The organism is Maricaulis sp. ABE4_448 (genome assembly GCF_056160825.1).
In genome coordinates, this window is the sequence record NZ_JBSWXX010000003.1 from 96,529 (window position 1) to 120,552 (window position 24,024).

Genomic DNA, 24,024 nt, shown 5'->3' on the forward strand with positions numbered 1-24,024 from the left:
CCCGCAGAGGGGCGGCCGGTATCCACGAAGTCGAAGGAAGACCGATCATGAAACTCGCAACGCTCAAGTCGGACAGCCGTGACGGCCGTCTGGTCGTCGTCTCGAAGGATCTGGCCTGGTGTGCCGATGCCACCCGCATCGCGCCGACCCTGCAGGCGGCCCTGGACGACTGGGAGCGATGCGAGCCGGAGCTGCGCAGCCTGGCCGACGAGCTGGAGCGCGAGACCATTCCGCGCGAACGCTTCCACGAGCGCGAGGCCCTGTCGCCGCTGCCGCGGGCCTTCCAGTGGGCCGACGGCTCGGCCTACGTCAATCACGTCGAACTGGTGCGCAAGGCGCGCGGGGCGGAAATGCCGGCCAGCTTCTGGACCGATCCGCTGATGTATCAGGGCGGATCCGACGCCTTCCTCGCGCCGCGCGGCGATATCCCGCTGGGCGACACGGCCTGGGGCTGTGACATGGAAGGCGAGATCGCGGTGATCACCGGCGATGCGCCGATGGGCTGTTCGGTCGAGGAAGCCGGAAAGGCGATCCGCCTGGTGATGCTGGTCAATGACGTCTCCCTGCGCGGCCTCATTCCGGCCGAGCTGGGCAAAGGGTTCGGCTTCTTCCAGTCCAAGCCGCCGAGCGCCTTCTCGCCGGTCGCCGTGACGCCGGATGAGCTGGGCGAGGCCTGGGACGGCAAGAAACTGCACCTGCCGCTGCTGGTGAAATACAATGGCGAGCCCTTCGGCAAGGCCGAGTGCGGCATCGACATGACGTTCGACTTCCCGCAGCTGGTCGCCCACCTGGCCAAGACGCGCCCGGTCACTGCCGGCACGATTGTCGGCTCCGGCACAGTGTCCAACAAGCTGGATGACGGTCCCGGCAAGCCGATTTCCGAAGGCGGGGTGGGCTATTCCTGCATCGCCGAAATCCGCATGATCGAGACCATTGAAAGCGGCGCGCCGAAAACCCCCTTCATGAATTACGGCGACACGGTGCGCATCGAGATGAAGGACAAGACCGGCCACTCCATCTTCGGCGCCATCGAACAGGAAGTGGTGAAGGCGTAGGGGCTGCCGGCAAGGCTTCCCCTGCGAAGCGGGGGAAGTGGCCGAGCCCGGCCTTGGGCCGGGTGAGGTCGAAGGGGGTGAGTGCGCGCTTCGCGCTCTGCGCTGCTTCGCATCGCCCCCTCAGTCCGCTACGCGGACAGCTCCCCCGTAAACGGGGCGAGCCCTTCTCGGCCCCCTTGAACGCGCCCGTTCACCCGCCATATCATTCCGTACACCGAAAGCAGACCGGGTGGCCCCATGGCAGGCGGATGGACGCGCGATGGCGCGATTCAGGACCAGATCGACGATTCCACGAATGACGCGGTCGCCGCGGCACGGGCCAACCTGCCGTCGGGCGAGGGGCTGGAATACTGCGTTGAATGTGGCGAACGAATCCCGCTGGCCCGCCGCAAGGCACTGCCCGGTGCGCGCACTTGCGTGGAGTGCCAGTCCGGCCGCGACGCCCGCCGCCCCGCCGGCGGCATCAACCGCCGCGGAAGCAAGGACAGCCAGCTGCGCTAGCGCTATCACTCGCCGGTCTTGCGCCGCTTCTTACCGCGCGCGATTTCAGTTGCGAGGGCGTCGAGCCTGGGCGCCCAGAAATGACGGAAGCGCTCCAGCCAGGTATCGACCTCCTGCAAGCGGGCAGGCTCGATCGCGTAGATGCGCCGCGTGCCGTCCTTGCGGGGCATGGCAAAGCCGGAGTCCCGCAGGACTTTGAGGTGCTGCGAGACGGCGGCCTGGCTGATCGAGAACTCTGCACAGACGGTTTCGGCCAGCGCGCCGGCGCTGCACTCGCCATCCGCCAGGAGTTCCAGCAGGCGCCGGCGTACCGGGTCGCCGAGGACATCGAAGGCATGCATCAGCCGCCGGCCTCCTCCGGCCCGGCGTAGAAGTCGGCTGTGCGCCGGGCCGAGGCGCGCGCCTCGCCCGCATCCGCGCCGGCCGCGATATCCGCCTCGCCCCAGGCCAGGGCGCTGCGGCGCATATAGGCGCGGCTTTCAGGGGCTTTTGCGAAGTCCGCTTCGTCTGGCCGCGGCGCGTCAGGCGCCTCGAGGTGCAGGGCCAGTCCCATCAGGCCCAGTTCCCAGCCGACACCGACCGCGCCCGGCCCGTACGTCTTCCAGAAATCGGAAACCGGCGCGGTGTGCGCCAGCACGAGGCGCGCTTCCTCATCGCCGAGCTGCTCCAGGTGCACGTCCAGCCAGCTTGTTTCCTCGCCGAACTCCCACGTCGTGGCCAGGTGCTGCGGCGGCACGCAGGCAAGGATCTCGCCCGAGGCATTGCCCTTGATCTGGAACCGCCCGCCGGGCACCAGGTCGCCGGTGACCTCGCCAAACCATCGCGGCAGGCGTTCAGGATCGCTGATCGCGTCCCACAAATCCTCCACACGGGTCGGATAGACGCGTGACAGGGTAACGGTCCGCACAGGTGCTCCATCGCGCACGGCGTCCTCGACCGAGCGGTCGGCGGCACCGAGGTGATGCTCGAAATCGATTGACATGGCCATCCTCATTTAAGTCTGGTCTAAAATAAGTCATGACTTAAATTTGAGGTCAAGTGGTTCCGCCGGGCGGGCGCGTCCGGGCGAGCCCTGGCGATGGTCACCCGCCGGAACGAGGATGGCGCGCTAGTTGATCGTGTCGTCGGTGAGCTTGAGGATATAGCGCTCGCCGTTGAAGCTTTCGAAGGCTTCCGGAACCTGCGGGTGGCTGACCGGACCGTTCTCGGCGTCCGGGATCAGGTTTCCTTCCGAGACATAGGCGCCGTAAAAGCTGTCCTCATTTTCCGCCAGCAGGTGGTAGAAGGGCTGATCCTTGGGCGGACGGATGTCCTCCGGGATGGCCTGGTACCATTCCTCGGTGTTGGCGAATTCCGGATCGACATCCACCACCACTCCCCGGAAGGGAAAAAGGCGGTGGCGGACCACATCGCCGAGGCCGAAACGGGCGTGGCGAATGATCATGGGCGTACTCTGACTTGCGTCCATTATAGTGTTCATACCCCTCCATATGGGGTCTTTCCGGCAATAAGCTACGAAAACGCGGGCCATGCGTCACGCATCCTTGCAGGCCGGGGCAGGGAGAGTATTCTGGTTTCGAAACGGTATCAGGCCGATTCGTGTCGCGCTGGCGGGCCCTTGGAGGTTCGTGCTCCCGCTCCGGGACCCAGGCGCGCCGGACGGCGAGAGGACTATCATGGCGGAGCCATCACCCGGGGAACCGGGTAAGGTCGCCGCCGGACGCAAACGGAACCGGCGCAAGCACGCGCCGTCTCCGGTGTACGGCGCGATCGATCTGGGGACAAATAATTGCCGCATGCTGCTGGCGCACCGCACCGGCAGTGGCTTTCAGGTCATCGACGCCTTTTCGCGGGTCGTGCGGCTGGGCGAAGGCGTGGCCGCCGAGGGCAATCTTTCCGGCGACGCGATGGACCGGGCGGTCGAGGCGCTGAAGATCTGCGCCTCCAAGATCCGCCGCCACAAATCCATCCGCTACCGCTCCATCGCCACCCAGGCCTGCCGCATGGCGGGCAATGGCGAGGCTTTCCTCGAGCGCGTGCGCACGGAGACCGGGCTGGAATTCGACCTGATCTCGCCGGAGGAAGAGGCGCGCCTGGCGGTGCATGGCTGTATCGACCTGCTGGATCCGGAAAAGGATGCCGCACTGGTGATCGATATCGGCGGCGGCTCGACAGAGCTGTCCTGGGTGGATCTGGCCGAGTGGCGCAAGCGCGGCGGGCCGGAAAGCGGCGGGCGCCCGCCGATGAAGTCCTGGACCTCCACGCCGGTGGGCGTCGTCACCCTGTCGGAACGCTTCCCAGAGCGCGAGGACCGCGAGGCTTGGTATAACGAGATGAAGGCCTATGCCGCCGGGCTGATGAAGACGCCGCGCGGCGCCAAGGCGATGCGGCCATTGTTCAATGAGGGCCGGGGACATCTGGTCGGCACGTCCGGCACCGTCACCTCGATGGCCGGTGTGCATCTGCGTCTGCCGCGCTATGACCGTTCCCGTGTAGACGGGTTGTGGATGTCGGGCGAGGAGGCGCTGGCCGCCTGTGCGCGTCTGCGCAATCTGGATGTGGCTGGCCGGGCGCTGGAACCGACCATCGGTTCAGACCGCGCCGAGCTTGTGCTGGCCGGCTGTGCGATCTACGAGGCGGTGGCAGAAGCTTGGCCGGCGGACCGGCTGCGCGTCGGCGACCGCGGTCTGCGCGAAGGCATGCTGCTGAACCTGATGCGCAAGTCGCGCAAGCGCCGCCGCAAGCGCCGCCGCGGCAGTGACGAGACGGATGGCGAAGAATGAGCGACGACGACAGCGACAAGCCCGAAGGCGAGGGCGAGGGTGAGAGCGGCGGGCGCCGCCGGCGCCGTTCCGGTCCCGTCACCAAGGGCGGGGATGCCCGGGCGGCCAAGCAGATGTTCGAGCGCGTCAAGACGGCGCGCGGCCGCAAATCCTCCTCCACACGCTGGCTGCAGCGTCAGCTGAACGATCCCTATGTGAAGAAAGCCCAGATGGAGGGCTATCGCTCGCGCGCGGCCTACAAGCTGATCCAGCTGGACGAGCGCTTCCACCTCTTGCGTCCGGGCATGCGCATTGTCGATCTCGGCTCGGCGCCGGGCGGCTGGGTGCAGGTGGCGCTGAAGAAGGATGCGGCCGAAGTCGTCGGTATCGATCTCCTGGAGATCGAACCCATCGCCGGGGCCACCCTGCTGCAATACGACTTCACCGAGGACGACGCCCCGGACCGGGTGAAAGCCGAAATGGGCGGGCCCGCCGATGCCGTGATCTCGGATCTGGCGCCCTGGACGACCGGCCACAAGAAGACCGATCATTTGCGCATCGTTGCCCTGGTCGAGCTGGCCGCGCATTTCGCCCTGGAAACGCTCAAGCCTGGCGGCTTCTTCATCGCCAAGGTCTTCCAGGGCGGCGCCGAAGGCGAACTCCTCGACCTCCTGAAAGCCAGTTTTGACAAGGTCCGCCACTTCAAACCGGACGCCAGCCGCTCCGAGAGCGCCGAAACCTTCGTGATCGCGACAGGTTTCCGGGGGGCGAAGACGGGAGGCGAGTAACGCCTCAATTCGGCTTGCCGCCCTCCCGCGTGGAGGTGATGTTGCGGCCGACGATCAGGAAATGTGCCTCGTTCTCGGCGACCGCTCGGTGTTCCACACCGCGCGGCACGACGAAGATGTCGCCGGGGGCGAGCTGTACGGTCCGGTCGCGCATTTCCAGGGCGAGAGCGCCCCGGTAGAGAATGAAGACTTCATCCTGGTCGTCATGGCTGTGCCACAACGTTGCTCCGGTGCCCTTGGCCACCTTGAACTGGCTGCCATTCGCCTGGGCGAGCACTTTTTGCGACCAGAACTCCTCGAGCCTGTCCAGCTCGGCATTTATATCCGCCTTGTCCATGACACCCTCCGGCCCTGTGAGACCCCTTCCATATTGGGGTGCCGGACGAGGATGCCAATGGCGGCGAACAAGACATGCCGCGCCCGGTCTGCGGCGGGGACTGGCTAGCCGTCCGTGCCGGTGGCGGCATCGCCGGCCGTCGGCTGTGAGGGCAGGCCGGTGCCGAGCGAGACAGCGTCGCTGAGCGCCTCCAACGGGGCCGGGCGGCCGAGATAATAGCCCTGGCCTTCGTCGCAGGCCTCGCTGCGCAGCAGGTCGAGCTGCTGCACGGTCTCGATGCCTTCGGCCAGAACCGGGATGCCCAGGCTCTTGGCCAGCGCCAGGATGGCGCGCACCACGGCGAGCGAGCGGTGATCGTGCTCGAGTTCTTCGGTGAAAGACTTGTCCAGCTTGATCTTGTCGAAGGGGAAGGTGCGCAGAATGTCCAGCGAGGAATAGCCGGTGCCGAAATCGTCGAGCGCAACCGAGACGCCGAGCGCCTTGATCCGACGCATGATGTGCAGGGACTGAACCCGGTCCTTGATGACCGCGGTTTCTGTCAGTTCGATCTCGAGGCGATTGGCTGGCAGGCCGGTTTCCATCAGGATTTCATGGATCTGCTGCGGCAGGCCGGTATGCGTCAGCTGCACGGCGGAGAGATTGACCGCGATCTTGTGCGGATCGGGCCAGCGCATGGCGTCCTCGCAGGCGCGGCGCAACACCCATTCGCCCAGCGGCAGGATCAGCCCGTTGGCCTCGGCCAGCGGAATGAAATCGTCCGGGCCGATGCGCCCGCGCGTCGGGTGTGTCCAGCGCAGCAGCGCTTCATAGCCGCGGATATCGCCGGTGCCGATCGAGGTCTGGACCTGGTAGTGCAGCTGCAGCTGGTCGGTCTCGATCGCCTCGCGCAGATCGCTCGCCAGGGCCCGGCGCTCGCGCACCGCTTCGCCCAGGCCGGTATCGTAGAAACAGACATCCTGGAGCGGATCGACCTTGGCCTTGTACATCGCCAGATCGGCATTGCGCACCAGCGTGTCGCGGTCGCGCCCATCCTGCGGATAGACGGTGATACCCAGGCTGGCGCCGGTCGCCGACTTGTACTCGCCGAACACGACGGGATCATTGAACAGGCTCTCGATCGCCTCGACGCGTTCCTGCAGGCCGATGCGCGAGTCGGTGCGCAGGATCACGCTGAATTCGTCACCGCCCAGGCGGGCTGCGAAATGCGTGCTGCCGACAAAGCCCTTCAGGCGATTGGCCAGGGTGCACAGCACGGCATCGCCGGCTTCATGGCCCCACACATCGTTGATTTCCTTGAAGCGGTTGAGATCGATTCCGATCACCGCCACGCCGCCGTCATCGGCTTCGGCAAGCCAGTTGTCCAGGCAGGCATTGAAGCTGGTGCGGTTGGGCAGGCCGGTCAGCGGATCGTGCAGCGCCATGTGGCGCAGGCGTTCGTCAGAGCTTTCGCGTACGCGGGTGTCGATCAGATAGCTCGACATGCCGGTGCCGACGATCACCAGGCCGGCGACCGCGATCGACAGTGCCATGGCACGGAAGGCGGCGCTGTCGGCGCCGTGCTCGATGCCTGCCAGCGGGGTGACCTCGAAAGCGGCCATGCCGGTGAAGTGAAGCGCGACGATGGCGAGCACGAGGATACCGGCCGGCGCATGGGACATCGCGCCCGTGGTCCAGCGTTTGACGCCCATGAAGGCGAGGGCGCTCAGCGTGATCGACAGGATGATGGAGGCGGTGATGTAGGCTTGGTCCCAGGAGACCAGCCCGTCGACGCGATAGGCGAACATGCCGGTGAAGTGCATCGCCGCGATGGCCAGGCCGAAGACGGCGCCGCCCAGCGGATTGGCCAACCGGCCCAGCGGAGCGGTCGACAGCATGATACCGATGCCGGTGCCGCCGATCGCGATGATCATCGAAACGACGGTCAGGGCGGCGTCGAAGTTCACGGGCACGCCGGGCTGATAGCCCAGCATGGCGATGAAGTGGGTGGTCCAGATCGAGGAGCCTGCACAGACGGCGGTCAGGAACTGCCAGCCCAGGCGTTCCGGCGTGGCTTCGCTGGCCGCAGCCCGGCGGCCCAGCCGCAGCGTGGCAAAGGAGCCGATGACACACATCGCCGCTGCCAGCAGCACCAGCCAGAGATTATGTTCCGTGAACAGACAGGTAAACACCCGCATGACCAACCCCAACTTTCTTTTTTGGTCGCGCTATGGGGCGGTTTGTCGCAGCGGCGTATTGATATTTCGTATCTGGAAGTCCGTAGTTTTGCTGCGGATACCAGCCGGTCAGTCCGGAGCTGTAATCGCGGCCAGATCCGGCGCGGAGAGCGCTAGCCGGCGTTGACCGGCGATCTCGCGATCCATCCGGTCGCGCAGCTCCGGCCAGGCATCGGATGCGGTCAGCGGTGCCAGCAGAGGCGAGGTTTCAAGAATGGCGCGGTCGCGCCAGCCGAGGTCGATGGCTTGACCGACAAGGCTCGCAGCCTGCGCGATATCGCCGGTCTGGGCTTCGATCCCGGCGAGGCCGATACGCAGGTCCGGCCAAGACTCTCCGGTCGCGAGCGCATGCGAGATCAGGGGGCGGAAGGATGCGGGGTCCACGAAATTGCCGGTCATTGCAGCCAGTGCGGCCCGGTCGAGTTCGGCCATGTCGCCAGCCCGTTCAAACAGGCGTGCAGCGCCTTCGTGATCCCCCAGGCGTAAACGGACCCGGCCTTCCAGATGGCGAATGCGCGGGGTGTTTCGGACTTCAGCCGGCGCAGCCTCGATGCGTGCCAGGGCCTCGTCTGTCGCGCCGTGACGCAGGTCCGCCATGACACGTGCACCGAGATAGACGATCCCGCCGGCATCGCCGGCTTCGGCGTGCCGCCACCAGGTCTCTGCCGCCGGCAGGTCGAGCAGGGAGAGGGTGGTGGCGATCTGGACGGGGCCATAGCGCGACGGCGCGCCGCTGCCCAGGGCACGGGCTTCCAACTGCAGTGCGTCGAACAGGCGTCCCCTGATCTGCATGAGATAGGCAGCGCTTGACATGGCCGCGACGTCGTCCGGTGCCAGCGTGTAGGCCTGTTGATAGGCGGCCACCGCGTCGTCCAGCCGGCCCTGGCCGTCCAGCGCATAGGCCAGCGCGTGCCAGGCATCGGCATCGTCGGCGCCGGTGTCGATGACCGACTGGGCCAGCGCTTCGGCCCGGGTAATGTCGTCGGGGGCGGCCTCGAACTTTGTAGCGCGGGTCGAAAGGGCGAAGCTCAGGACAATCCGCACCTCCCGGTCGTCCGGTGCGTCGGCCAGAGCTGTGTCGAGCAGTGCGATGGCGTCGGAGGTTTCCCGGGGGCGATGCAGGTCAAGCAGGTCGCGGGCGTGCCTGACGCGGATGGTGCGATCCAGATCGCCGCTTGCGGCGGCGGACCGCATGGCCGGGCTGTCTGCGTTTGCGAGGTTTTCGGATATGAAACCCTGCCAGGCCGCAGCGGCGATGACAGCGGTGGTCAGCGCCGCAGCAACGCCACCGGTCCAGACGATCCGCCCGGTCCCTGGCGCCCGTCTGGCTGTGACAGGTTCCGGAGCAGGGATAAGGGCATAGCCCCGGTTGCGTATGGTGCGCACATAGCGTGGCTGCCGCGCATCGTCACCCAGCGCGCGTCGTAGCATGGCAATGCGCTGGGCCAGCGTGTCCTCGCTGACATGGTCCTGGTGCCAGACGCGGCGGGCGAGTTCGGCCGCACCGAGCGGTTCGGGGTGAGCCTCGTTCAGGGCCAGAAACAGGTCGAAGCAAAGATCGTTCAGCGCAAGGGGCTCACCCGCACGGGACACGCGCCGGGCGGCAGGATCGAGATGCAGGTCCAGAATCCGGACAGGAGTGTTGGCGGGCTGGGCGGTCATGCAGCTTCAGACATCTTCAGATGTCTTCAAGTGACCGGCTTGGCGGACAAGCGCAAGGGGCGAGGTGACCTGACACGAGGAGTAAAGCGTCATGACCACCCGTATTCTCACCGGCATTCTTTTGGCCGCCCTGATAACCGGTATGGCCCCGGCCTTCGCCCAGGACAGTGCATTCCCGGGCATGGCCGCAACAGACGCGATCGAGGCCGCCGTGGCAGACGGCCGCTACGGAACTGTCACGAGCGTGATGGTCCTGGAACACGGGGAAGTGCGCGTGGAAGCCTATTTCAACGGCGCAGACGCCAGCACGCTTCACGATACGCGTTCGGCGACCAAGACGATCACGGGCATGGTGGCCGGTGCTGCGATCGCTGACGGGCATCTCGCCCTGGATGCGCCGGTCGCGGACCTGTTCGCCGATCTGCAGCCCTTTGCCAACCCGGACCCGCGCAAGCAGGCGGTCACGGTGGAGGACCTTCTCACCATGTCGTCCGTGATGGAGTGCAATGACTGGAACCAGTTCTCCCGCGGCAATGAGGAGCGGATGTATGTCGTGGAGGACTGGAGCCGCTTTTTCTGGGACCTGCCCGTGCGCGGCTTCCCGGCTTGGCAGACACCGCCGGATGCGTCGCCCCATGGCCGGGCCTTCTCCTATTGCACGGCCGGTGTGCAATTGCTGGGCGAAGCGGTCGAGCGAGCAGTCGGACAGCCCTTCATTGCCTGGGCGGAAGCCCGCCTGCTCGACCCGCTGGGTATCGATCAGCGCGAATGGCCGATGAATGGGCAGGGCCAGGCGCATATGGGCGGCGGCCTGCGCCTGACCACGGCCGGGCTGGCACAGCTCGCCGAGCTGCAGCGCCTTGGCGGCGAGATCGACGGCCAGAAACTGCTGCCGGAAAGCTGGACCCGGGCCGCGATATCGCGCCACGCCGTGATCCCGGACAGCGGCGGCTGGGAATACGGGTATTTGTGGTGGATCCGGGCTTTCGAAGTCGATGGCGAGACCTACTGGACCGCCGCAATGAGCGGCAATGGCGGCAACCGGGTCTACGTGCTGCCGGATTTCGGACTGACCGTCGTCTTCACCAATACCGACTATAATACCCGCCAGATGCATGCCCACGCCGATGCATTCTTCGAAGAGCAGATAATGGCGCGGCTGCAGGGCACGCGCTGACATCCCCCTGCGCCGGAGGCACAGGCGTTTCGGGCATTGCAGACGACCCTTCGGGGGTATCCGGTATCTAATATGGGTACGAGAAGTCCCGCAGGATCGTCTGCAACCCGGTGAAGCCGATTAAGAAGCCGGCCGATCGTGCCCGCCTCAGCGCCACCCGGCCCGCCTTGCCTGTGCACCGGCGACAGCGGACCGTGGAGTGATTATGCGCGGTCTTTGCAGGGCGGGGATAAGATCGGGGTTATCCCCGCAAAACAGGATTTACTCTGATCGAAGTTTACCGGGGAGGTCTGACCGGGCGTGAAGAAAGTCGACGATGACAATCTCTGCCGGGACTTCCAGAAAGACGACGAAATGCTCTCCGGCGCGCGTGTAGCGCAGGTCTTCAGTCATTTCGGCATCCACCAGCTGACGGCAGCTCTGTGAAAAACGGGTGCCGTCTGCGATCTCATGGCAGCACGCAATGAGATCGGTTTCATAGGCCTCGGCCTGGCGGGGGCCGAAGGTTTTCAGGGTCCAGCGGGCGATATCGACAAGGGAGGCCTCCGCTTGCCGTGTGAGGCGCCAGTTGCAGGTCAATCCTTGCTTGCCCGGGCCTGTGCGAAAGCCCGGCGTACGGCATCTTCGCCGCTGCCGGCGGCGAGCTCGCCGGTCCGGGCCTGATCGATGCCGGTTTGGAGCCGGTCACGCAGCAGGGCGAGTTCCGCTTCCTCGGTTTCCAGAAGCCGAAGGCCGGCCCGCATGGCTTCCGAGGCATTCTGGAAGCGTCCCGATGCCACCAGCCGGTCAATCAGCCCCGACTGGGCTTCGGTCAGAACGACATTGCGTGTGGCCATGAGGCGCTCCCTTGTCAGTGTGGCAATATATGCCAATGCGGACCAGGCGGCAATAAGTGGCAGATCTCTGCCTGGTGCGGCCTCGTCAAATGCGACAATTCCGCGATGTCGCACCCCGCCCCCTTGCCACTCTGTCGAATCCGGACTAAAGCCGCGCCGCAAGCAGCAGAAAGGAGTCTCCCATGGAGATTCGCGAAGGTCTCACCTTCGACGACGTGCTCTTGCAGCCCGGCCCGTCCGAAGTTCTCCCCGCCGACGCCAATGTGTCCACCCGCATCGCCAGCGATGTCGGGCTGAACATTCCCGTGATGGCCGCCGCCATGGACACCGTGTCCGAAAGCGGCATGGCCATTGCCATGGCCCAGGCTGGCGGCCTGGCGGTGATTCACCGCAATCTCACCATCGCCGAGCAGGCCGAAGAGGTCCGCCGGGTGAAGCGGTTTGAGAGCGGCATGGTGGTCAATCCGGTGACGATCTCGCCGGACGCAACGCTTGCCGATCTGCGCGCCCTGATCTCCCAGCACCGGATTTCCGGTATTCCCGTCGTGGAAGGCAATGGCAATGGTCTGCCGGGCAAGCTGGTGGGCATCATCACCAATCGCGATGTGCGCTTTGCCGACGATCCGAACGAGAAGGTCGGCAATCTGATGACGCGCGATGTGGTGACGGTGCGCGAGGGCGCCTCCCAGGACGAGGCGCGCGCCAAGCTGCACAAGCACCGTATCGAACGCCTGCTGGTGGTCGACGACCAGGACCGCTGTATCGGCCTGATCACGGTCAAGGACATGGAAAAGGCCCAGGCCCACCCGATGGCCGCCAAGGACGCCCAGGGGCGTCTGCGCTGTGCGGCGGCGACCACGGTCGGCGATAGCGGTTTCGAGCGCGCTGTGGCCCTGATGGAGGCCGGCGTGGATGTGGTGGTGATCGACACCGCCCACGGCCAGAGCAAATCGGTGCTCGACCAGGTCACCCGGGTGAAGACATCTTCCAGCGCTGCGCGTGTGGTTGCCGGCAATGTGGCGACCTATGACGGAGCCAAGGCGCTGATCGATGCCGGTGCGGACTGTGTGAAAGTGGGGATCGGGCCCGGCTCGATCTGCACCACGCGCGTGGTCGCCGGTGTCGGTGTGCCGCAGCTCACCGCGATTATGGATGCCCGCCGCGCGGCCGAGGGTTCGGATGCCTGCATCATTGCCGATGGCGGAATCAAGTTCTCCGGCGACATGGCCAAGGCGATCGCGGCCGGTGCGCACTGCGTGATGATCGGCTCGCTGCTGGCGGGCACGGAAGAAGCGCCGGGCGAGGTCTTCCTCTACCAGGGCCGGTCCTACAAATCCTATCGCGGCATGGGGTCGCTGGGCGCGATGGCGGCGGGCTCTGCCGACCGTTACTTCCAGAAGGATACCGAGCGCATGAAGCTGGTGCCCGAAGGGATTGAAGGCCAGGTGCCCTACAAGGGCCCGGTCGGTCCGATCCTGCACCAGATGGTGGGCGGTTTGCGTGCGGCCATGGGCTATACCGGCTCGCGCACGATTGCCGATCTGCACGACCGCGCGCAATTCGTGCGCATTACGAATGCGGGCCTGCGCGAAAGCCATGTGCACGACGTGAAGATCACACGCGAAGCGCCGAACTACCCGACCACGAGCTAGTCTGCTGGCGCTGCCAAAACCGGTGTATGGCAGCCATCCATTGCGGATGGCTGTCGTTTGCCGGAAAGCCTGCCTAGGGTCGCGCCGTGCCGCCGGACGAGCGGCTGCAAAAGGGGAGTGATGCAATGAACACGGCTTTTCTCTATCCGGTCCTGGTGCAGGTGGCGCTGACCTTCGCCCTGGTGATTGCGACCGGTCTCACCCGGACCGCTGCAATCCGGCGGGGCGAGGTGAAACTGTCCGAGGTCGCGCTGGGGCAGAAAGTATGGCCGAAACGGTCGATGCAATTCTCCAACGCCTACCAGAACCAGCTGGAAACACCGATCCTCTTCTATGCCGGCGTGCTGTTCGCAGGCGTGTTCGGTGTTGCCGGAGATCTCCTGCTCGCCCTGGCATGGGTCTGGGTCGGATTGCGCATCGTGCATGTCGCGATCCACATCACCACCAATCACATGCTGCACCGTTTCGCAGCCTTCCTGGCAAGCGTGCTCGTGCTGGCCGCATTCTGGGCCTTCATGGCCATCGAGGTGCTCACGCGATGATGCAGGACCAGCCGCCGCTCGATCTGTCGAAAGACATTCTCTTCCTGCTGACCGGACAGTGGCAGGACGCCGATGGCGGTCCCTGGCTGTGCGCTGATTGCTGCACCATGGAGGGCGCGCTTGCGGTCAATCCGCACTGGGTGGACGCCATCACCCTGGTGCGCGTCGACTATGCCCGCCCGCGGGCCGAGATCGTCGCCCTGCTGGACGCCGATCACCAGAACGCGCCGACCCTGATCCTCGCCGCGGAGACAGTGGCGCACGAGGAGCCGGAGGCTGTGGTGAACGGCCTTCGCATCTTCACCGACCCCAAGACGATCTGCCGCCAGCTCGCGGCGGCGCATGGCGGAGCCCGGCCGAAATAGCTAAACCGTCCTCCCCCTCGATGGGGGAGGTGTCCGGCGAAAGCCGGACGGAGGGGGTGAATCCCGGTACCGGCCATGGCGCACACCGGGCAACACCCCTTCCGACCCAGCGCTTCGCGCTGGCCCACCTTCCCCATCAAGGGGAAGGACAATTGGAGAGTGACCCCATGAGAGACGGCGCCCGTATTGCTGCGGCCATTGAAATCCTCGACACGCTGACCCGTCAGCACCAGCCGGTGAAGGACGCCGTGCGCGACTGGGGCAAGGCGCACCGCTTTGCCGGATCCGGTGACCGCGCCTGGATTGCCGGCCTGGTGCTCGATGCGCTGCGCCACCAGGCGTCGATCGCCCATGCGATGGGTGAGGGTTCGGCGCGGGCGCTGGCCCTGGGGACGGTCGGCCGTATCTGGGGGGTGTCCGCTGACGAGATCGATGCCCTGTTCGAGGGCGACGAACATGCGCCCGAAGCGCTCACCGACGCGGAACGCGCGGGACTTGTGCGGGATATTTCAGACGCTCCGCTCCATGTGCGGGCCGATGTGCCCGAATGGCTGGAAGAGAGCCTGCTGCGCGCCTTCGGCGATGCGGCAGCGGAGGAGGGTCATGCCCTGTCTTCCCGCGCGCCGGTCGATCTGAGAGTGAATGAACTCAAAGCTGATTTTGACAAGGCTTTCAAGGAAGTATCGTCGAAACTCAAAGCGGCGGAAAATGCCCCTCTGGTGCGCTCGGGTATCCGCATCGCCCAGCGCGATCCGCGTGGCAAGGCGGCCGCCGCCGAGAGCATTCCCGCCTATGGCAAGGGCTGGGTCGAGGTGCAGGATGCCGGCTCCCAGCTGGCCGCGCTGGCTGCCGGAGCGCGGCCGGGCCTGCAGATACTGGACTATTGCGCCGGTGCAGGCGGCAAGACGCTCGCCCTGTCAGCGCTGTTGATGAATACCGGACAGGTCCATGCCTGGGATCTGGACTGGCGCCGGCTGCGCGCCATCTGGCCGCGCCTGAAACGGGCCGGGTCGCGCAATGTGCAGGTCCATGACGGCAATGAAGACAAGGTTTTGTCAGAATTTACTGAGAAAATGGACGTCGTGTTCTGCGATGCCCCGTGCACCGGAACCGGCACCTGGCGCCGGCGGCCCGATGCGAAATGGCGTCTCAAGCCGGCAGCACTCGACAAGCGCATGGCCGAGCAGGACACGGTTCTGGAGCGCGCGCAGCACTATGTGAAGGCCGGCGGCCGCCTGGTCTATGTCACCTGTTCGGTCCTGCCGGAGGAAAACGGCGACCGGGTCACGGCCTTTCTTGATCGCACCGATGCGTTCAAACCGGTTCCCGCGCTCGATGTGATCGAAGCCAGCGGCCACCTCGCTGAAGGCGCCCGCGCAATGCTGGAGCCCTGCGTCGGCGAACACGGCGCCCTGCAGCTTTCACCCGGCCGCACCGACACGGACGGTTTCTACATCTGCGTGATGGAGCGGACGGGGTAGGCTGGCGGCTTTGGCGCCACCCGCTTCATCCTGCCCCTTGATGGGGCAGGGGGACCGCGCCGAAGGCGGGGTGGATGGGGTGGGAGCAAGATGTTTCCGGCTGCGCATCTGAAAGGCCACCACCGGGTGTCACCCCTTCCGTCCGGCTGCGCCGGACACCTTCCCCATCAAGGGGAAGGATGGGTCGGTGCACTAGCCGCGCACCTTCCGGCGGCGTCCGGGAGCCGGTGCCGCTGCATAGCCCAGCGTGTCCAGCCGGCCCCGGATCGCCGGTGATGCCAGAGCGTCCAGCGCCGCGCCGGCGCCGATACGGCGCTGGGTCAGGGCCGAATTGATCAGGGGCAGGCTGTCGCGTTCCAGCCCTTTGAGCTCCACAGGCCGGCCGGCGAAGTGGAGCATGGCGGGTTCATAGCCCAAGCCGAGGAAGGCCGTCAGCGCGGTCAGCGTGGCCTTGGGGCGTTTGACCAGATCCTCATAGCGCACCCGGTGGATCCGGCCAGCCAGGGCCTGTTCGGCGCGCAGGCCGATCCCTGTGAGGTCGAACCAGTATTTCAAGGCGGCATCGGGCCGGCTGACATGGGGATAGGCCTGGCCGTTGGCATCGCGCCAGTCGCGCTCGAGCAGCGATGCGGCCACATCGCGCCCGTCGCGCACGACATGGATGAACTTCGCGTGCGGCAGCAGGCGTCCGAGCTGTTCGAACGCGGCGATGTTGAGAGAGGTCTTCTCGATCAGCACGCGGCGCGGGTCAGCCGCCAGCGGCACTTCGAACAGACCCGTCAGCAGGTCTGCCATGGCCTGGCGCATGTCGTCGGCCTGAAGACCGAAATCGCGCGCGTGCAGATCGCCCAGCTGGCTGGCGAAGGTCTGCCATTGCATGGCGATGGCCGGGGGCAGGCCGGTATCCGGTCCGCAATGGATGCGGCTGTGCGGCTCGACCAGCCGGCGCAGGAGGGTGAGGCCGGAGCGCGGGCAGCCGCCGGCAAAGACCAGGCGCTGACCGTCGCCGGGGGCGGGGTCAGCCGGCTCAGGCATAGCCGAGCGTACGCAGGACGCGGCCGGCAACGGCGTCGATCTGTGCCAGCTGGCGGTCATCGAGATCGCGCTGCCAGCGGCCGATCGCCGAGGCGTCGATCGGCTGGGCGACGCGTTCGGCGCTGGATTCCGACTGGCCGGCCGTGCGGTCGAAATGGCGGGCATGGTCGATTGCGCGCGCCTTGGCGGCATCGTTTTCGCCCAGCTTGTCGAACAGGCGGCCGATCTCGCGTTCCGGATCGGTCGCCAGATGTTCGTAGCGCAGTTCCATATAGTTCGGATCGTCATGCATCCGGGCGCCGGATTCGACACTGCGAACCCAGAGTTCGGCGGCGGCACCGGCATCCTGCGTGATCGCCATCGGGCGGCCCTGATTGTCACGCCAGTCCATGGACAGGAGCGAGGCCACGACATCGCGTCCGTCGCGCACAATCCCGATCAGCGGGCTGTCCGGGAAAAGCCGGCGCAACTGGCGGAAATGCAGGATATTGGCCGGCGTCTTCTCGGCGACGCGGGCACCGGTGCGCGAGTGCAGAGGGGATAGCAGAGTGTCGATGGTCTGTGCGAAGCGGGCGTTCAGTGCATCAGCGTCCAGGCCGTAGTCTGCTGTCAGCACGTCGAGATGGGACGTCTCGATCTGTTGTGCCAGATGGCACAGCGCCGGGATAACGCGCATCTCCGGCCCGCAGACGATATTGCGGCTGGCATTGACGATGGCGCGCAGGAGCGTGGTGCCGGAGCGCGGCGCACCACCGATGAAAATCGGAGATTTCCCAACTGCGTATTGCATGGCGCCGCATCCCTCGCTGTGACGAGAGTGGGATGTCTACGATGACGCGTGCCTGTCTTTTAAGTTAAACTATTTCAATGTATTACGGGTATGTAATGCAATTACCTCCGCTCGAACACCAGTGATGCCGTCACCGGGGCCACCGGTGTGATCGAGGGCAGGCCGGCCAGGTCCCGAAGTGTGGCGAGACCGTCGGTCAGGCCGAAATCATCGACATGGAGCAGCACCGGTTGCGCGGTCTCCACCAGCACGCGTTCGCCGTTGAGATCGGTCACGTTAACCTCGGTCTCGACCGGCAGGCTGACACCGTGCAGTTCCAGCGTGCCTTGCAGCGGCAGGGTGGTGCGCTGGCCCGGTTCCAGGCCGGTCAGGGCCGCCAGATCGATCTGGGCGGTCAGCCGGGCCCGCGGATATTCGCCGGTCTGGAAGAAATGCTCCCGCATGCGCTCATTGCGGATATCGATGCCGGTTTCCACACTGTCCAGCGCGATCAGGAGTTCGGCGGTACCGTCTTCCGCAACGGAGCCCGTTAGATTGGTGAAGTGGTGCGCCTCGGCAATTTCACCGGACTTGATGGAGACGAAGCCGACCGAGGAGGTTTCGCTGTCGAGTTGCCAGTCATTGCCCTGAGCCGCGGGCTGGGCGCAGGCCGCGAGGATGAGAGCGGCGGGAAGAAGGGCGTGGCGAAACCGGCGCATGGGAGTCTCCAGATTGCAAGTACGGGCGCCCTATAGGTGAAGTTCCCCGGGGCCGGGATCAAGGGAAACCGGAACGGGCGCCGGGAAAACATCTGGCCGGTTGCATACGGGGCGCCCGTGCCCTCTAGCCATTTGGCCCGTTACGCGCTATCCGGCCGCATGCTGAACCTCGACTCGGCCCTTTCCTCACAATTTGACCTCCGGGAGGCCTGCGCCTGCAGGCCCGTGCGCGCATGACCGACGACATTATCGACCAGAACCACCAGAAACTCCTGATCATCGATTTCGGTAGCCAGGTGACCCAGCTGATCGCCCGCCGCGTGCGCGAGAGCGGCGTCTATTGCGAGGTCCACCCCTACAACCGTGCCGACACCGCCTTCATCGACGATTTCGACCCGAAGGCGATCATCCTGTCCGGCTCGCCGCACTCGACGCACTGGGATAATTCCCCGCGCGCCGATGACAGCGTCTTTACCCGCGGCCTGCCGGTGCTGGGCATCTGCTATGGCGAGCAGACCATGTGCGCCCAGCTGGGCGGGGCGGTGGAAGCTTCGGACGATCGCGAGTTCGGCCGCGCCGACATCACCCTCATCGAGGACAGCCCGCTGTTCGAGGGCTTCGGTCCGGTCGGTCACGAGGAACGCGTCTGGATGAGCCATGGCGACCGCGTTTCGGCCCTGCCGCCCGGCTTCAAGGTGATCGCGAAATCGGGCCATGCCCCGTTTGCCGCCATCGCCGACGAGAACCGTCGTTTCTATGGTGTGCAATTCCACCCGGAAGTCGTGCACACGCCGCGCGGTGCAGCCCTGCTGCGCAACTTCACCCACACGATAGCCGGCCTGACCGGCGACTGGTCGATGAAGTCCTTCAAGGACGAGGCGATCGCCAAGGTGCGCGCCCAGGTGGGCGACAAGAAAGTGATCTGCGGCCTCTCCGGCGGGGTCGACAGTTCGGTCGTCGCCGTGCTGCTGCACGAGGCGATCGGCGACCAGCTGACCTGCGTCTTCGTGGATACCGGCCTGATGCGTCTGGGCGAGGCGGACGAGGTGGTGACCCTGTTCCGCGAGCACTACAACATCCCGCTCGTCCATGCCGACGAGGAGAAGCTCTTCCTCGAGGCGCTCGACGGCATCGACGATCCGGAAAAGAAGCGCAAGACGATCGGCAAGCTCTTCATCGACGTCTTCGAGGCCAAGGCGAAAGAGGCCGGCGGCGCCGACTTCCTCGCCCAGGGCACGCTCTATCCCGATGTCATCGAAAGCGTCAGCTTCGATGGCGGTCCCTCGGTCACCATCAAGTCGCACCATAATGTCGGCGGCCTGCCGGAGCGCATGAACATGCAGCTGGTCGAACCGCTGCGCGAACTGTTCAAGGACGAGGTGCGTGCGCTTGGCCGCGAGCTGGGCCTGCCGGAAGCCTTTGTCGGACGGCATCCCTTCCCGGGGCCGGGCTTGGCGATCCGCATCCCCGGCGCCGTCTCCAAGGAAAAGGCCGACATCCTGCGCAAGGCCGACGCGATCTATATCGACGAGATCCGCAAGGCTGGCCTCTATGACAAGATCTGGCAGGCTTTCTCGGTGCTGCTGCCGGTGCGCACCGTTGGCGTGATGGGCGATGAGCGCACCTATGACCACGTCCTGGCCCTGCGCGCGGTGACGTCGGTCGACGGCATGACGGCCGACTACTATCCGTTCGAACACGACTTCCTCGGCCGCGTCGCCACCCGCATCATCAATGAATGCCGCGGCGTGAACCGGGTCGTCTACGACGTCACCTCCAAGCCGCCGGGGACGATTGAGTGGGAGTAGGAGGCATCCTCAGCAAAGCGGGCCTGGCCTGCTTCGCCCGTCCCATAAGCTGCATACCGGCAAGGAGCGGGTGGCCGGGACGGGCACGGCGCGCCTGCTAGCGGATTCGATACTGGCCCTCGGTCCTCAGATAGATCAGGCACGGCTCGGACGAATGGCATTCGAGGCTGTGGCTGATGTCTTCCCGGGAGGCAAAATGTCCGCCCGGACCGACTGCAACGGGCGCAGTTGCACCTGCTACCGAATGGATCACTTCACCGGCAATCATGACGGCTTTCAGGTCTCCGCTTTGCGTCGACAGGCTTGACGTGTGACCGCGAGGGAGCCGAATGAGCGAGCCGCTGAGCTCGTCTGTTGCCGAACTTCCCCAAAGAAACACGCCCTGCGGGCCTGACTCATTGTCGCCGTCGGCAGAGATCCATTCGAAATCGTTCGCATTCATCCAGACAAGGTTGGACTCCACGAGGTTGAGTGGTCGCTCCCCGTTGTCAAATGCCTGCTCTCCCGGTTGAACGAGGTACGGGCCCTCGAGGATTTCCAGAAACGCGGTGGCGCCGAGTCCCGGGCGTGCGGACGTGATGTGAACCTCTCCCGCTGGCTGGGTCCAGAAGGTGCCGGGGCCCATCCACATGTTTTCCGCACCAGGGTCGTCATTGTGGACCGCTCCGCTGATCACGACCGCTCGATAGGTGATGTTGTGGATGTGGGGAGGGGAGGAGAAGCCTTCGGCGAACTGAAGCAGCACGCCCGACGGCACGTCCTCGCGAATGTCGCCCCACAGAACACCCGCACGGGGGCTGGCGTCGCCCCGTGCGGGGTTGAGGGGCTCATAGTTGACCTGATCCGGCGTGATGACCGCGACGCTGTCGATCTGTGCCCGGGAATAGGGCGATGTGGTGTCGGGCCCGCACCCGCCCAGGAGCGCAAGCAGGGCGGTGCCAACAACCGGATAAACGCGTTTCATAGCCATCATTTCTCTTTCGCTGACGGGCAGGGAGGCTGCCCGCTCCCGGACAAGACCGTCGAGCAGGTTCTGGTGCGGGTTTGCGCTGCCATGGAGCCGCGTACTACCGGGCGAATGGGGTATTCTGTTTCTTGTTTCTCGAGAAAGTTCGGGCCGTGAAGCCGCTATTGGGGGCGATTGGGTCGGCCATGCCCGGCCTGGCTCGAAAGCGGCCGGCGCCTATCCGGGTGTCAGTCCGGGGTCCGGTTTGGGCAGCAATAACAGTGTTGAGGGCGCCAATTTGTTCACAGACGCCGGTCCTGCCTTGTTTCAAACACAGTTTCGGCGCATAAGACCGTCATCGAATTTGAATGACGAAACTTCCGGGCACGGTTTTTCGCCCCCCTGACGCTTTTCCTCCCAATTTCGACACTCCGGGTATCTGTCGGCACACGGTCGGCCGGGCCCACCTACACGTGACTGATTGAAAGGATCTCGTCATGGCTATTGGTACCGTTAAATTCTTCAATACCACCAAAGGTTTCGGCTTCATCGCTCCGGAAGATGGCTCCACGGACGTCTTCGTCCACGCCTCTGCCGTCGAGCGTGCCGGCATGCCGCCGCTCTCGGAAGGCCAGAAGGTCAGCTTCGACGTTGTCCAGGACAAGCGTTCGGGCAAGAGCGCCGCTGACAACCTGCAGGCCGTCTAGGCTGGCAGCGCATCCGGCGGCTGGATGCCAGCGCGCTGGATCGGCAAATGCAAAGGCCGGGCATCTGCCCGGCCTTTGTCGTTTTCAAGACCTGTTCGAAGGAGACCGCTCTCATGGTCCACAGAACCGAGGCCGACGGCCTCTTCAAGCTGAAATCGCCGACGTCAAAGTCGAAGGCCGACATCACCGACGCCACGGTCCGTGAGCACCTCAAGGAAGAGCATGATGCGCGCACGGCTCTCACCAACAAGCTGCGTGCAGCACGCCTGGCCCGCGAGGCCAGCCAGCCGGCGCCGGAACCGGTCAAGCGCCGCAGTCCGCGCCGCGCGAAGTCCTAACCTGGCTGCAGCGCCGCAGCATCCCGTTCCAGCGTCCGCTTTACCGCAGGCCGGTCGGCACACCGGGCGACCCAGTCGCGGATTTCCGGATGGTCCGGCAAAAGGTCGGAGAACCACTGGAACGGGCTGGAGCACAAAAGGTCGGCGGCGGAATATTGCTCGCCGAGCAGATAAGGTCCGTTCTCCAGCGCCTCGGTGAGGCGCGCGAGCATTGCATCCATGTCGCGCAGGCTGGCGGTCATCATCGGATGCGAGAGGCCGGCTGCGTGCAGGATGAAAACCGGCTCCATCACCCCCTGATAGTAGAACAGCCAGGACAGGTAGGCACCGCGCCCAGGCTCGCCCTCGATCGGGCCGAGCCCGGCTTCCGGATACTTGTCGGTGAGATAGAGCGTGATGGCACCGCGCTCGCGCACGGCTTCCGCGCCGTCTACCAGATAGGGCACTTTCTTTTCCGGATGCGGATTGGCCGGATCGGGGCCGCCGGCTCCGTCCTGGCGTGCGACGGTCACCTCCTGGATTTCGACATCGGCGCCGAGTTCATCGATCAGGGTGACGATGCCGGAGGAGCGGCTCATCGGAGAATGATAGAGCGTGGGCATGGGGTTTTTCCTTTGTCTGGCGATGACGGCGTCATACACAGGTCCTGCTGACAGTTTACGGCAGGAGCGAGAATGGCCCGCACAGACCGTCTGATGCGTCTGATGGACACGATGCGGCGCCTGCCGTCTCCGGTGACGGCCGCACGGCTGGCGGACGAGACCGGGGTCTCCCTGCGCCAGCTCTATCGTGATATCGCCACGCTGCGCGCCGGCGGGGCCCTGATCGACGGGGCGGCAGGGGTTGGCTACACGCTGACCGAGGACCCGGCCCTGCCGCCACAGAGCTTTTCGCGTCTGGAAATCGAGGCGCTGATGCTGGCCGTGGGATCGCTGGAACGGATCGGCGACGATACGCTGACGACCGCGGGCAAGGATGCGCTGGCGCGGATCATTGCCACGCTGCCGGATGCCCAGTCGCGCCAGGCGATGCATTCGGCGATGCGCGCCTGGTTCCCTGCCGACACACGCCCGCCGGTCGCCATCGACATGGACCTGCTGCGCCAGGCCTGCTGGGACGAGTTCTCGCTCGTCATGACCTATCGGGATCTCGGGAATAACCGCACCGAGCGCGAAATCTGGCCGCTGGGGGTGTCCTATGGCGAGGGGACGCTGATGCTGCTGGCGCATTGCCGCCTGCGGCTGGATTACCGAATCTTCCACGTACCGCGCATTGAAGGCTTGGAACGCGGTGGCGAAAGCTTCCGGCCGCGCCGCGCGGGCCTGCTGCGAGACTATGTTGCGGTGAGGCGCAAGCAGCTGGCCCTGTCATGAGACCGGTCAGGCAATGGCTGTGAGCCGATCTTTCAGGGCAGCTTTGGCGAAATCGAGGAAGACACGCATCTTCGTCGGCAGGGCCCCGCGGCTGGCATGGATGAGATGCACGGGCAGGGGGGCGGGCTCGAAGTCTTCCATCAGGATTCGCAGCGAGCCGTCGCGGACGGCGTCCGCGCACTGATAGCTGAGCACCCGGGTCACGCCGATGCCCTCGCTTGCTGCCCACACGGCGGCGTCGGCGGCAGAAACGGTGAGCCGGGGCTGGCAGGCGATATCGACCGGCTTGCTGCCGGGCGGCGTCAGGCTCCAGCGGCCGCCCGGTGAGAGGACATCGAAGTGTACGCCCGGCAGGGCCGCAATGTCGTCGGGCGTTTTCGGCGTGCCATGAGCAGCGAGCAGTTGCGGGCTGGCGACGAGAACCGTCCGCACTGATCCGATACGGGTCGCGACCATGGAGCTGTCGGGCAGGGCACCGATCCGGACGGCCATGTCGATGTGCTCTTCCATCAAATGCAAATTCCGGTCGGATAGGGTCAGGCCGACGCTGATCTGCGGATAGGCGGCAAGGAAGTCCCTGACGACGGGCAAGGTGTGCAGCCGCCCGAAACAGACCGGCGCGGTCAGGTTCAGCGCGCCGCGCGGCGTGTGGAACTCGCCTGCCGCTGTGCGCTCCGCTTCGTCGATATCCTCCAGGACGCGGCGGGCCGAGGCGAGATAGGCGACCCCTGCGTCTGTCAGAGCGAGCTTGCGCGTGGTGCGGGTCAGAAGGCGGGTTCCCAGATGGGTTTCCAGCTCGGTCACCTGCCGGCTCACTGTTGCCAGGGGGATTCCCAGCGTGCGGCTCGCGGCGGAGAAGCTTCCGCCGTCGACGACCTGAACCAGGATCGACATGGCTTTGAGGCGGTCCATAATTATTCCATAAATTGGAAAATATGTTTCCATGGGTAGCGGATTA

27 protein-coding genes are annotated in these 24,024 nt (G+C 65.5%); 13 read left to right on the forward strand and 14 right to left on the reverse strand.

Annotated elements, in window-relative coordinates; all coding sequences use genetic code 11:
- Positions 1 to 47: 47 nt before the first annotated feature.
- Together ACXAJV_RS09500 and ACXAJV_RS09505 are read left to right on the forward strand one after the other, a co-directional pair.
- Positions 48 to 1,055, forward strand: a complete 1,008-nt coding sequence (locus ACXAJV_RS09500) for a fumarylacetoacetate hydrolase family protein (protein WP_475084618.1) — start codon at positions 48 to 50, stop codon at positions 1,053 to 1,055.
- Between the two features lie 237 nt (positions 1,056 to 1,292).
- Complete coding sequence (locus ACXAJV_RS09505) at positions 1,293 to 1,556, forward strand: DksA/TraR family C4-type zinc finger protein (protein ID WP_475084621.1); 264 nt, start codon at positions 1,293 to 1,295, stop codon at positions 1,554 to 1,556.
- 5 nt (positions 1,557 to 1,561) lie between these two features.
- Here the strand turns inward: ACXAJV_RS09505 and ACXAJV_RS09510 are convergent, their stop codons facing one another.
- The 3 genes from ACXAJV_RS09510 to hspQ form a co-directional block, all read right to left on the reverse strand.
- Positions 1,562 to 1,897: an ArsR/SmtB family transcription factor gene (locus ACXAJV_RS09510; protein WP_475084623.1), complete on the reverse strand. Its 336-nt coding sequence runs from the start codon at positions 1,895 to 1,897 to the stop codon at positions 1,562 to 1,564.
- A complete protein-coding gene (locus ACXAJV_RS09515; protein WP_475084626.1) occupies positions 1,897 to 2,538 on the reverse strand; it encodes an SRPBCC family protein in 642 nt (213 codons plus the stop codon). The genes ACXAJV_RS09510 and ACXAJV_RS09515 overlap by 1 nt, the downstream gene beginning before the upstream one ends.
- Positions 2,539 to 2,664: 126 nt before the next feature.
- A complete protein-coding gene (gene hspQ / locus ACXAJV_RS09520; RefSeq protein ID WP_475084628.1) occupies positions 2,665 to 3,000 on the reverse strand; it encodes a heat shock protein HspQ in 336 nt (111 codons plus the stop codon).
- A 232-nt stretch (positions 3,001 to 3,232) separates the two neighbouring features.
- Between hspQ and ACXAJV_RS09525 the strand changes: the two genes are divergently transcribed.
- Together ACXAJV_RS09525 and ACXAJV_RS09530 are read left to right on the forward strand one after the other, a co-directional pair.
- Entirely contained in the window at positions 3,233 to 4,339 is a 1,107-nt protein-coding gene (locus tag ACXAJV_RS09525; RefSeq protein ID WP_475084631.1) for a Ppx/GppA phosphatase family protein, read from the forward strand.
- On the forward strand, positions 4,336 to 5,106 hold the full coding sequence (locus tag ACXAJV_RS09530; protein WP_475084634.1) for an RlmE family RNA methyltransferase: 771 nt from the start codon (positions 4,336 to 4,338) through the stop codon (positions 5,104 to 5,106). The genes ACXAJV_RS09525 and ACXAJV_RS09530 overlap by 4 nt, the downstream gene beginning before the upstream one ends.
- 4 nt (positions 5,107 to 5,110) lie before the next feature.
- Here ACXAJV_RS09530 and ACXAJV_RS09535 read toward each other — a convergent pair whose 3' ends face one another.
- From ACXAJV_RS09535 to ACXAJV_RS09545, 3 genes are all read right to left on the reverse strand, one after another.
- On the reverse strand, positions 5,111 to 5,443 hold the full coding sequence (locus ACXAJV_RS09535) for a cupin domain-containing protein (RefSeq protein ID WP_475084637.1): 333 nt from the start codon (positions 5,441 to 5,443) through the stop codon (positions 5,111 to 5,113).
- Positions 5,444 to 5,547: 104 nt separating this feature from the next.
- Positions 5,548 to 7,617, reverse strand: a complete 2,070-nt coding sequence (locus tag ACXAJV_RS09540) for a putative bifunctional diguanylate cyclase/phosphodiesterase (RefSeq protein ID WP_475084640.1) — start codon at positions 7,615 to 7,617, stop codon at positions 5,548 to 5,550.
- Positions 7,618 to 7,725: 108 nt separating this feature from the next.
- Positions 7,726 to 9,318, reverse strand: a complete 1,593-nt coding sequence (locus tag ACXAJV_RS09545; protein ID WP_475084641.1) for a winged helix-turn-helix domain-containing protein — start codon at positions 9,316 to 9,318, stop codon at positions 7,726 to 7,728.
- 91 nt (positions 9,319 to 9,409) lie between these two features.
- On the opposite strand from ACXAJV_RS09545, the gene ACXAJV_RS09550 reads away from it, so the two are divergent.
- Positions 9,410 to 10,495: a serine hydrolase domain-containing protein gene (locus ACXAJV_RS09550; protein WP_475084644.1), complete on the forward strand. Its 1,086-nt coding sequence runs from the start codon at positions 9,410 to 9,412 to the stop codon at positions 10,493 to 10,495.
- Positions 10,496 to 10,756: 261 nt separating this feature from the next.
- Here the strand turns inward: ACXAJV_RS09550 and ACXAJV_RS09555 are convergent, their stop codons facing one another.
- Both ACXAJV_RS09555 and ACXAJV_RS09560 read right to left on the reverse strand, forming a co-directional pair.
- Positions 10,757 to 11,074 carry a type II toxin-antitoxin system RelE/ParE family toxin gene (locus ACXAJV_RS09555; protein WP_475084647.1) on the reverse strand — a complete coding sequence of 106 codons (318 nt, stop codon included), beginning with the start codon at positions 11,072 to 11,074 and terminating at the stop codon, positions 10,757 to 10,759.
- Complete coding sequence (locus ACXAJV_RS09560; protein ID WP_475084649.1) at positions 11,071 to 11,331, reverse strand: type II toxin-antitoxin system ParD family antitoxin; 261 nt, start codon at positions 11,329 to 11,331, stop codon at positions 11,071 to 11,073. The genes ACXAJV_RS09555 and ACXAJV_RS09560 overlap by 4 nt, the downstream gene beginning before the upstream one ends.
- Before the next feature lie 182 nt (positions 11,332 to 11,513).
- Between ACXAJV_RS09560 and guaB the strand changes: the two genes are divergently transcribed.
- The 4 genes from guaB to ACXAJV_RS09580 all read left to right on the forward strand — a co-directional run bounded on the left by guaB (position 11,514) and on the right by ACXAJV_RS09580 (position 15,371).
- Positions 11,514 to 12,983, forward strand: a complete 1,470-nt coding sequence (guaB, locus tag ACXAJV_RS09565; protein WP_475084652.1) for an IMP dehydrogenase — start codon at positions 11,514 to 11,516, stop codon at positions 12,981 to 12,983.
- A gap of 125 nt (positions 12,984 to 13,108) precedes the next feature.
- Positions 13,109 to 13,525: an MAPEG family protein gene (locus ACXAJV_RS09570; protein ID WP_475084655.1), complete on the forward strand. Its 417-nt coding sequence runs from the start codon at positions 13,109 to 13,111 to the stop codon at positions 13,523 to 13,525.
- Positions 13,522 to 13,890, forward strand: coding sequence for a DUF3088 domain-containing protein (locus tag ACXAJV_RS09575; protein WP_475084658.1), 369 nt, complete (start codon positions 13,522 to 13,524; stop codon positions 13,888 to 13,890). Before ACXAJV_RS09570 ends, ACXAJV_RS09575 begins: the two co-directional genes overlap by 4 nt.
- Before the next feature lie 167 nt (positions 13,891 to 14,057).
- Complete coding sequence (locus ACXAJV_RS09580) at positions 14,058 to 15,371, forward strand: RsmB/NOP family class I SAM-dependent RNA methyltransferase (protein WP_475084660.1); 1,314 nt, start codon at positions 14,058 to 14,060, stop codon at positions 15,369 to 15,371.
- 192 nt (positions 15,372 to 15,563) lie between these two features.
- On the opposite strand, the gene ACXAJV_RS09585 is transcribed toward ACXAJV_RS09580, so the two are convergent.
- The 3 genes from ACXAJV_RS09585 to ACXAJV_RS09595 all read right to left on the reverse strand — a co-directional run bounded on the left by ACXAJV_RS09585 (position 15,564) and on the right by ACXAJV_RS09595 (position 17,894).
- Positions 15,564 to 16,406 carry a sulfotransferase family protein gene (locus tag ACXAJV_RS09585; protein WP_475084663.1) on the reverse strand — a complete coding sequence of 281 codons (843 nt, stop codon included), beginning with the start codon at positions 16,404 to 16,406 and terminating at the stop codon, positions 15,564 to 15,566.
- Entirely contained in the window at positions 16,399 to 17,196 is a 798-nt protein-coding gene (locus ACXAJV_RS09590; RefSeq protein WP_475084665.1) for a sulfotransferase family protein, read from the reverse strand. The genes ACXAJV_RS09585 and ACXAJV_RS09590 overlap by 8 nt, the downstream gene beginning before the upstream one ends.
- Before the next feature lie 101 nt (positions 17,197 to 17,297).
- On the reverse strand, positions 17,298 to 17,894 hold the full coding sequence (locus tag ACXAJV_RS09595) for a YceI family protein (RefSeq protein WP_475084667.1): 597 nt from the start codon (positions 17,892 to 17,894) through the stop codon (positions 17,298 to 17,300).
- A 233-nt stretch (positions 17,895 to 18,127) separates the two neighbouring features.
- Between ACXAJV_RS09595 and guaA the strand changes: the two genes are divergently transcribed.
- Positions 18,128 to 19,702, forward strand: a complete 1,575-nt coding sequence (gene guaA / locus ACXAJV_RS09600) for a glutamine-hydrolyzing GMP synthase (RefSeq protein ID WP_475084670.1) — start codon at positions 18,128 to 18,130, stop codon at positions 19,700 to 19,702.
- 97 nt (positions 19,703 to 19,799) lie between these two features.
- On the opposite strand, the gene ACXAJV_RS09605 is transcribed toward guaA, so the two are convergent.
- The gene (locus tag ACXAJV_RS09605; RefSeq protein ID WP_475084673.1) at positions 19,800 to 20,666 is read right to left on the reverse strand and encodes a DUF4437 domain-containing protein; all 867 of its coding nucleotides are present in this window, start codon (positions 20,664 to 20,666) and stop codon (positions 19,800 to 19,802) included.
- Between the two features lie 479 nt (positions 20,667 to 21,145).
- Between ACXAJV_RS09605 and ACXAJV_RS09610 the strand changes: the two genes are divergently transcribed.
- Positions 21,146 to 21,355 (forward strand): cold-shock protein, encoded by a 210-nt coding sequence (locus ACXAJV_RS09610; RefSeq protein WP_475084676.1) that lies wholly within the window; start codon positions 21,146 to 21,148, stop codon positions 21,353 to 21,355.
- Between the two features lie 113 nt (positions 21,356 to 21,468).
- Positions 21,469 to 21,693 (forward strand): hypothetical protein, encoded by a 225-nt coding sequence (locus ACXAJV_RS09615; protein ID WP_475084678.1) that lies wholly within the window; start codon positions 21,469 to 21,471, stop codon positions 21,691 to 21,693.
- Here the strand turns inward: ACXAJV_RS09615 and ACXAJV_RS09620 are convergent.
- Positions 21,690 to 22,295: a glutathione S-transferase family protein gene (locus tag ACXAJV_RS09620; RefSeq protein WP_475084680.1), complete on the reverse strand. Its 606-nt coding sequence runs from the start codon at positions 22,293 to 22,295 to the stop codon at positions 21,690 to 21,692. The genes ACXAJV_RS09615 and ACXAJV_RS09620 overlap by 4 nt on opposite strands.
- Before the next feature lie 72 nt (positions 22,296 to 22,367).
- On the opposite strand from ACXAJV_RS09620, the gene ACXAJV_RS09625 reads away from it, so the two are divergent.
- The gene (locus ACXAJV_RS09625) at positions 22,368 to 23,066 is read left to right on the forward strand and encodes a helix-turn-helix transcriptional regulator (protein ID WP_475084683.1); all 699 of its coding nucleotides are present in this window, start codon (positions 22,368 to 22,370) and stop codon (positions 23,064 to 23,066) included.
- 6 nt (positions 23,067 to 23,072) lie between these two features.
- On the opposite strand, the gene ACXAJV_RS09630 is transcribed toward ACXAJV_RS09625, so the two are convergent.
- Positions 23,073 to 23,978, reverse strand: coding sequence for a LysR family transcriptional regulator (locus ACXAJV_RS09630; RefSeq protein WP_475084686.1), 906 nt, complete (start codon positions 23,976 to 23,978; stop codon positions 23,073 to 23,075).
- Positions 23,979 to 24,024 lie beyond the last annotated feature (46 nt).

Bases quoted from the DNA above. Each gene is read 5' to 3' on its own strand.
- ACXAJV_RS09575 (WP_475084658.1), top strand. From the start codon at position 13,522: ATGATGCAGGACCAGCCGCCGCTCGATCTGTCGAAAGACATTCTCTTC.
- ACXAJV_RS09510 (WP_475084623.1), bottom strand. From the start codon at position 1,897: ATGCATGCCTTCGATGTCCTCGGCGACCCGGTACGCCGGCGCCTGCTG.
- guaB (WP_475084652.1), top strand. From the start codon at position 11,514: ATGGAGATTCGCGAAGGTCTCACCTTCGACGACGTGCTCTTGCAGCCC.
- ACXAJV_RS09560 (WP_475084649.1), bottom strand. From the start codon at position 11,331: ATGGCCACACGCAATGTCGTTCTGACCGAAGCCCAGTCGGGGCTGATT.
- ACXAJV_RS09505 (WP_475084621.1), top strand. From the start codon at position 1,293: ATGGCAGGCGGATGGACGCGCGATGGCGCGATTCAGGACCAGATCGAC.
- ACXAJV_RS09530 (WP_475084634.1), top strand. From the start codon at position 4,336: ATGAGCGACGACGACAGCGACAAGCCCGAAGGCGAGGGCGAGGGTGAG.
- ACXAJV_RS09590 (WP_475084665.1), bottom strand. From the start codon at position 17,196: ATGCAATACGCAGTTGGGAAATCTCCGATTTTCATCGGTGGTGCGCCG.
- ACXAJV_RS09605 (WP_475084673.1), bottom strand. From the start codon at position 20,666: ATGAAACGCGTTTATCCGGTTGTTGGCACCGCCCTGCTTGCGCTCCTG.
- ACXAJV_RS09500 (WP_475084618.1), top strand. From the start codon at position 48: ATGAAACTCGCAACGCTCAAGTCGGACAGCCGTGACGGCCGTCTGGTC.
- ACXAJV_RS09545 (WP_475084641.1), bottom strand. From the start codon at position 9,318: ATGACCGCCCAGCCCGCCAACACTCCTGTCCGGATTCTGGACCTGCAT.
- ACXAJV_RS09535 (WP_475084637.1), bottom strand. From the start codon at position 5,443: ATGGACAAGGCGGATATAAATGCCGAGCTGGACAGGCTCGAGGAGTTC.
- ACXAJV_RS09540 (WP_475084640.1), bottom strand. From the start codon at position 7,617: ATGCGGGTGTTTACCTGTCTGTTCACGGAACATAATCTCTGGCTGGTG.
- ACXAJV_RS09515 (WP_475084626.1), bottom strand. From the start codon at position 2,538: ATGTCAATCGATTTCGAGCATCACCTCGGTGCCGCCGACCGCTCGGTC.
- ACXAJV_RS09525 (WP_475084631.1), top strand. From the start codon at position 3,233: ATGGCGGAGCCATCACCCGGGGAACCGGGTAAGGTCGCCGCCGGACGC.
- ACXAJV_RS09580 (WP_475084660.1), top strand. From the start codon at position 14,058: ATGAGAGACGGCGCCCGTATTGCTGCGGCCATTGAAATCCTCGACACG.
- ACXAJV_RS09585 (WP_475084663.1), bottom strand. From the start codon at position 16,406: ATGCCTGAGCCGGCTGACCCCGCCCCCGGCGACGGTCAGCGCCTGGTC.
- ACXAJV_RS09610 (WP_475084676.1), top strand. From the start codon at position 21,146: ATGGCTATTGGTACCGTTAAATTCTTCAATACCACCAAAGGTTTCGGC.
- guaA (WP_475084670.1), top strand. From the start codon at position 18,128: ATGACCGACGACATTATCGACCAGAACCACCAGAAACTCCTGATCATC.
- ACXAJV_RS09630 (WP_475084686.1), bottom strand. From the start codon at position 23,978: ATGGACCGCCTCAAAGCCATGTCGATCCTGGTTCAGGTCGTCGACGGC.
- ACXAJV_RS09570 (WP_475084655.1), top strand. From the start codon at position 13,109: ATGAACACGGCTTTTCTCTATCCGGTCCTGGTGCAGGTGGCGCTGACC.
- ACXAJV_RS09620 (WP_475084680.1), bottom strand. From the start codon at position 22,295: ATGCCCACGCTCTATCATTCTCCGATGAGCCGCTCCTCCGGCATCGTC.
- hspQ (WP_475084628.1), bottom strand. From the start codon at position 3,000: ATGATCATTCGCCACGCCCGTTTCGGCCTCGGCGATGTGGTCCGCCAC.
- ACXAJV_RS09550 (WP_475084644.1), top strand. From the start codon at position 9,410: ATGACCACCCGTATTCTCACCGGCATTCTTTTGGCCGCCCTGATAACC.
- ACXAJV_RS09595 (WP_475084667.1), bottom strand. From the start codon at position 17,894: ATGCGCCGGTTTCGCCACGCCCTTCTTCCCGCCGCTCTCATCCTCGCG.
- ACXAJV_RS09615 (WP_475084678.1), top strand. From the start codon at position 21,469: ATGGTCCACAGAACCGAGGCCGACGGCCTCTTCAAGCTGAAATCGCCG.
- ACXAJV_RS09625 (WP_475084683.1), top strand. From the start codon at position 22,368: ATGGCCCGCACAGACCGTCTGATGCGTCTGATGGACACGATGCGGCGC.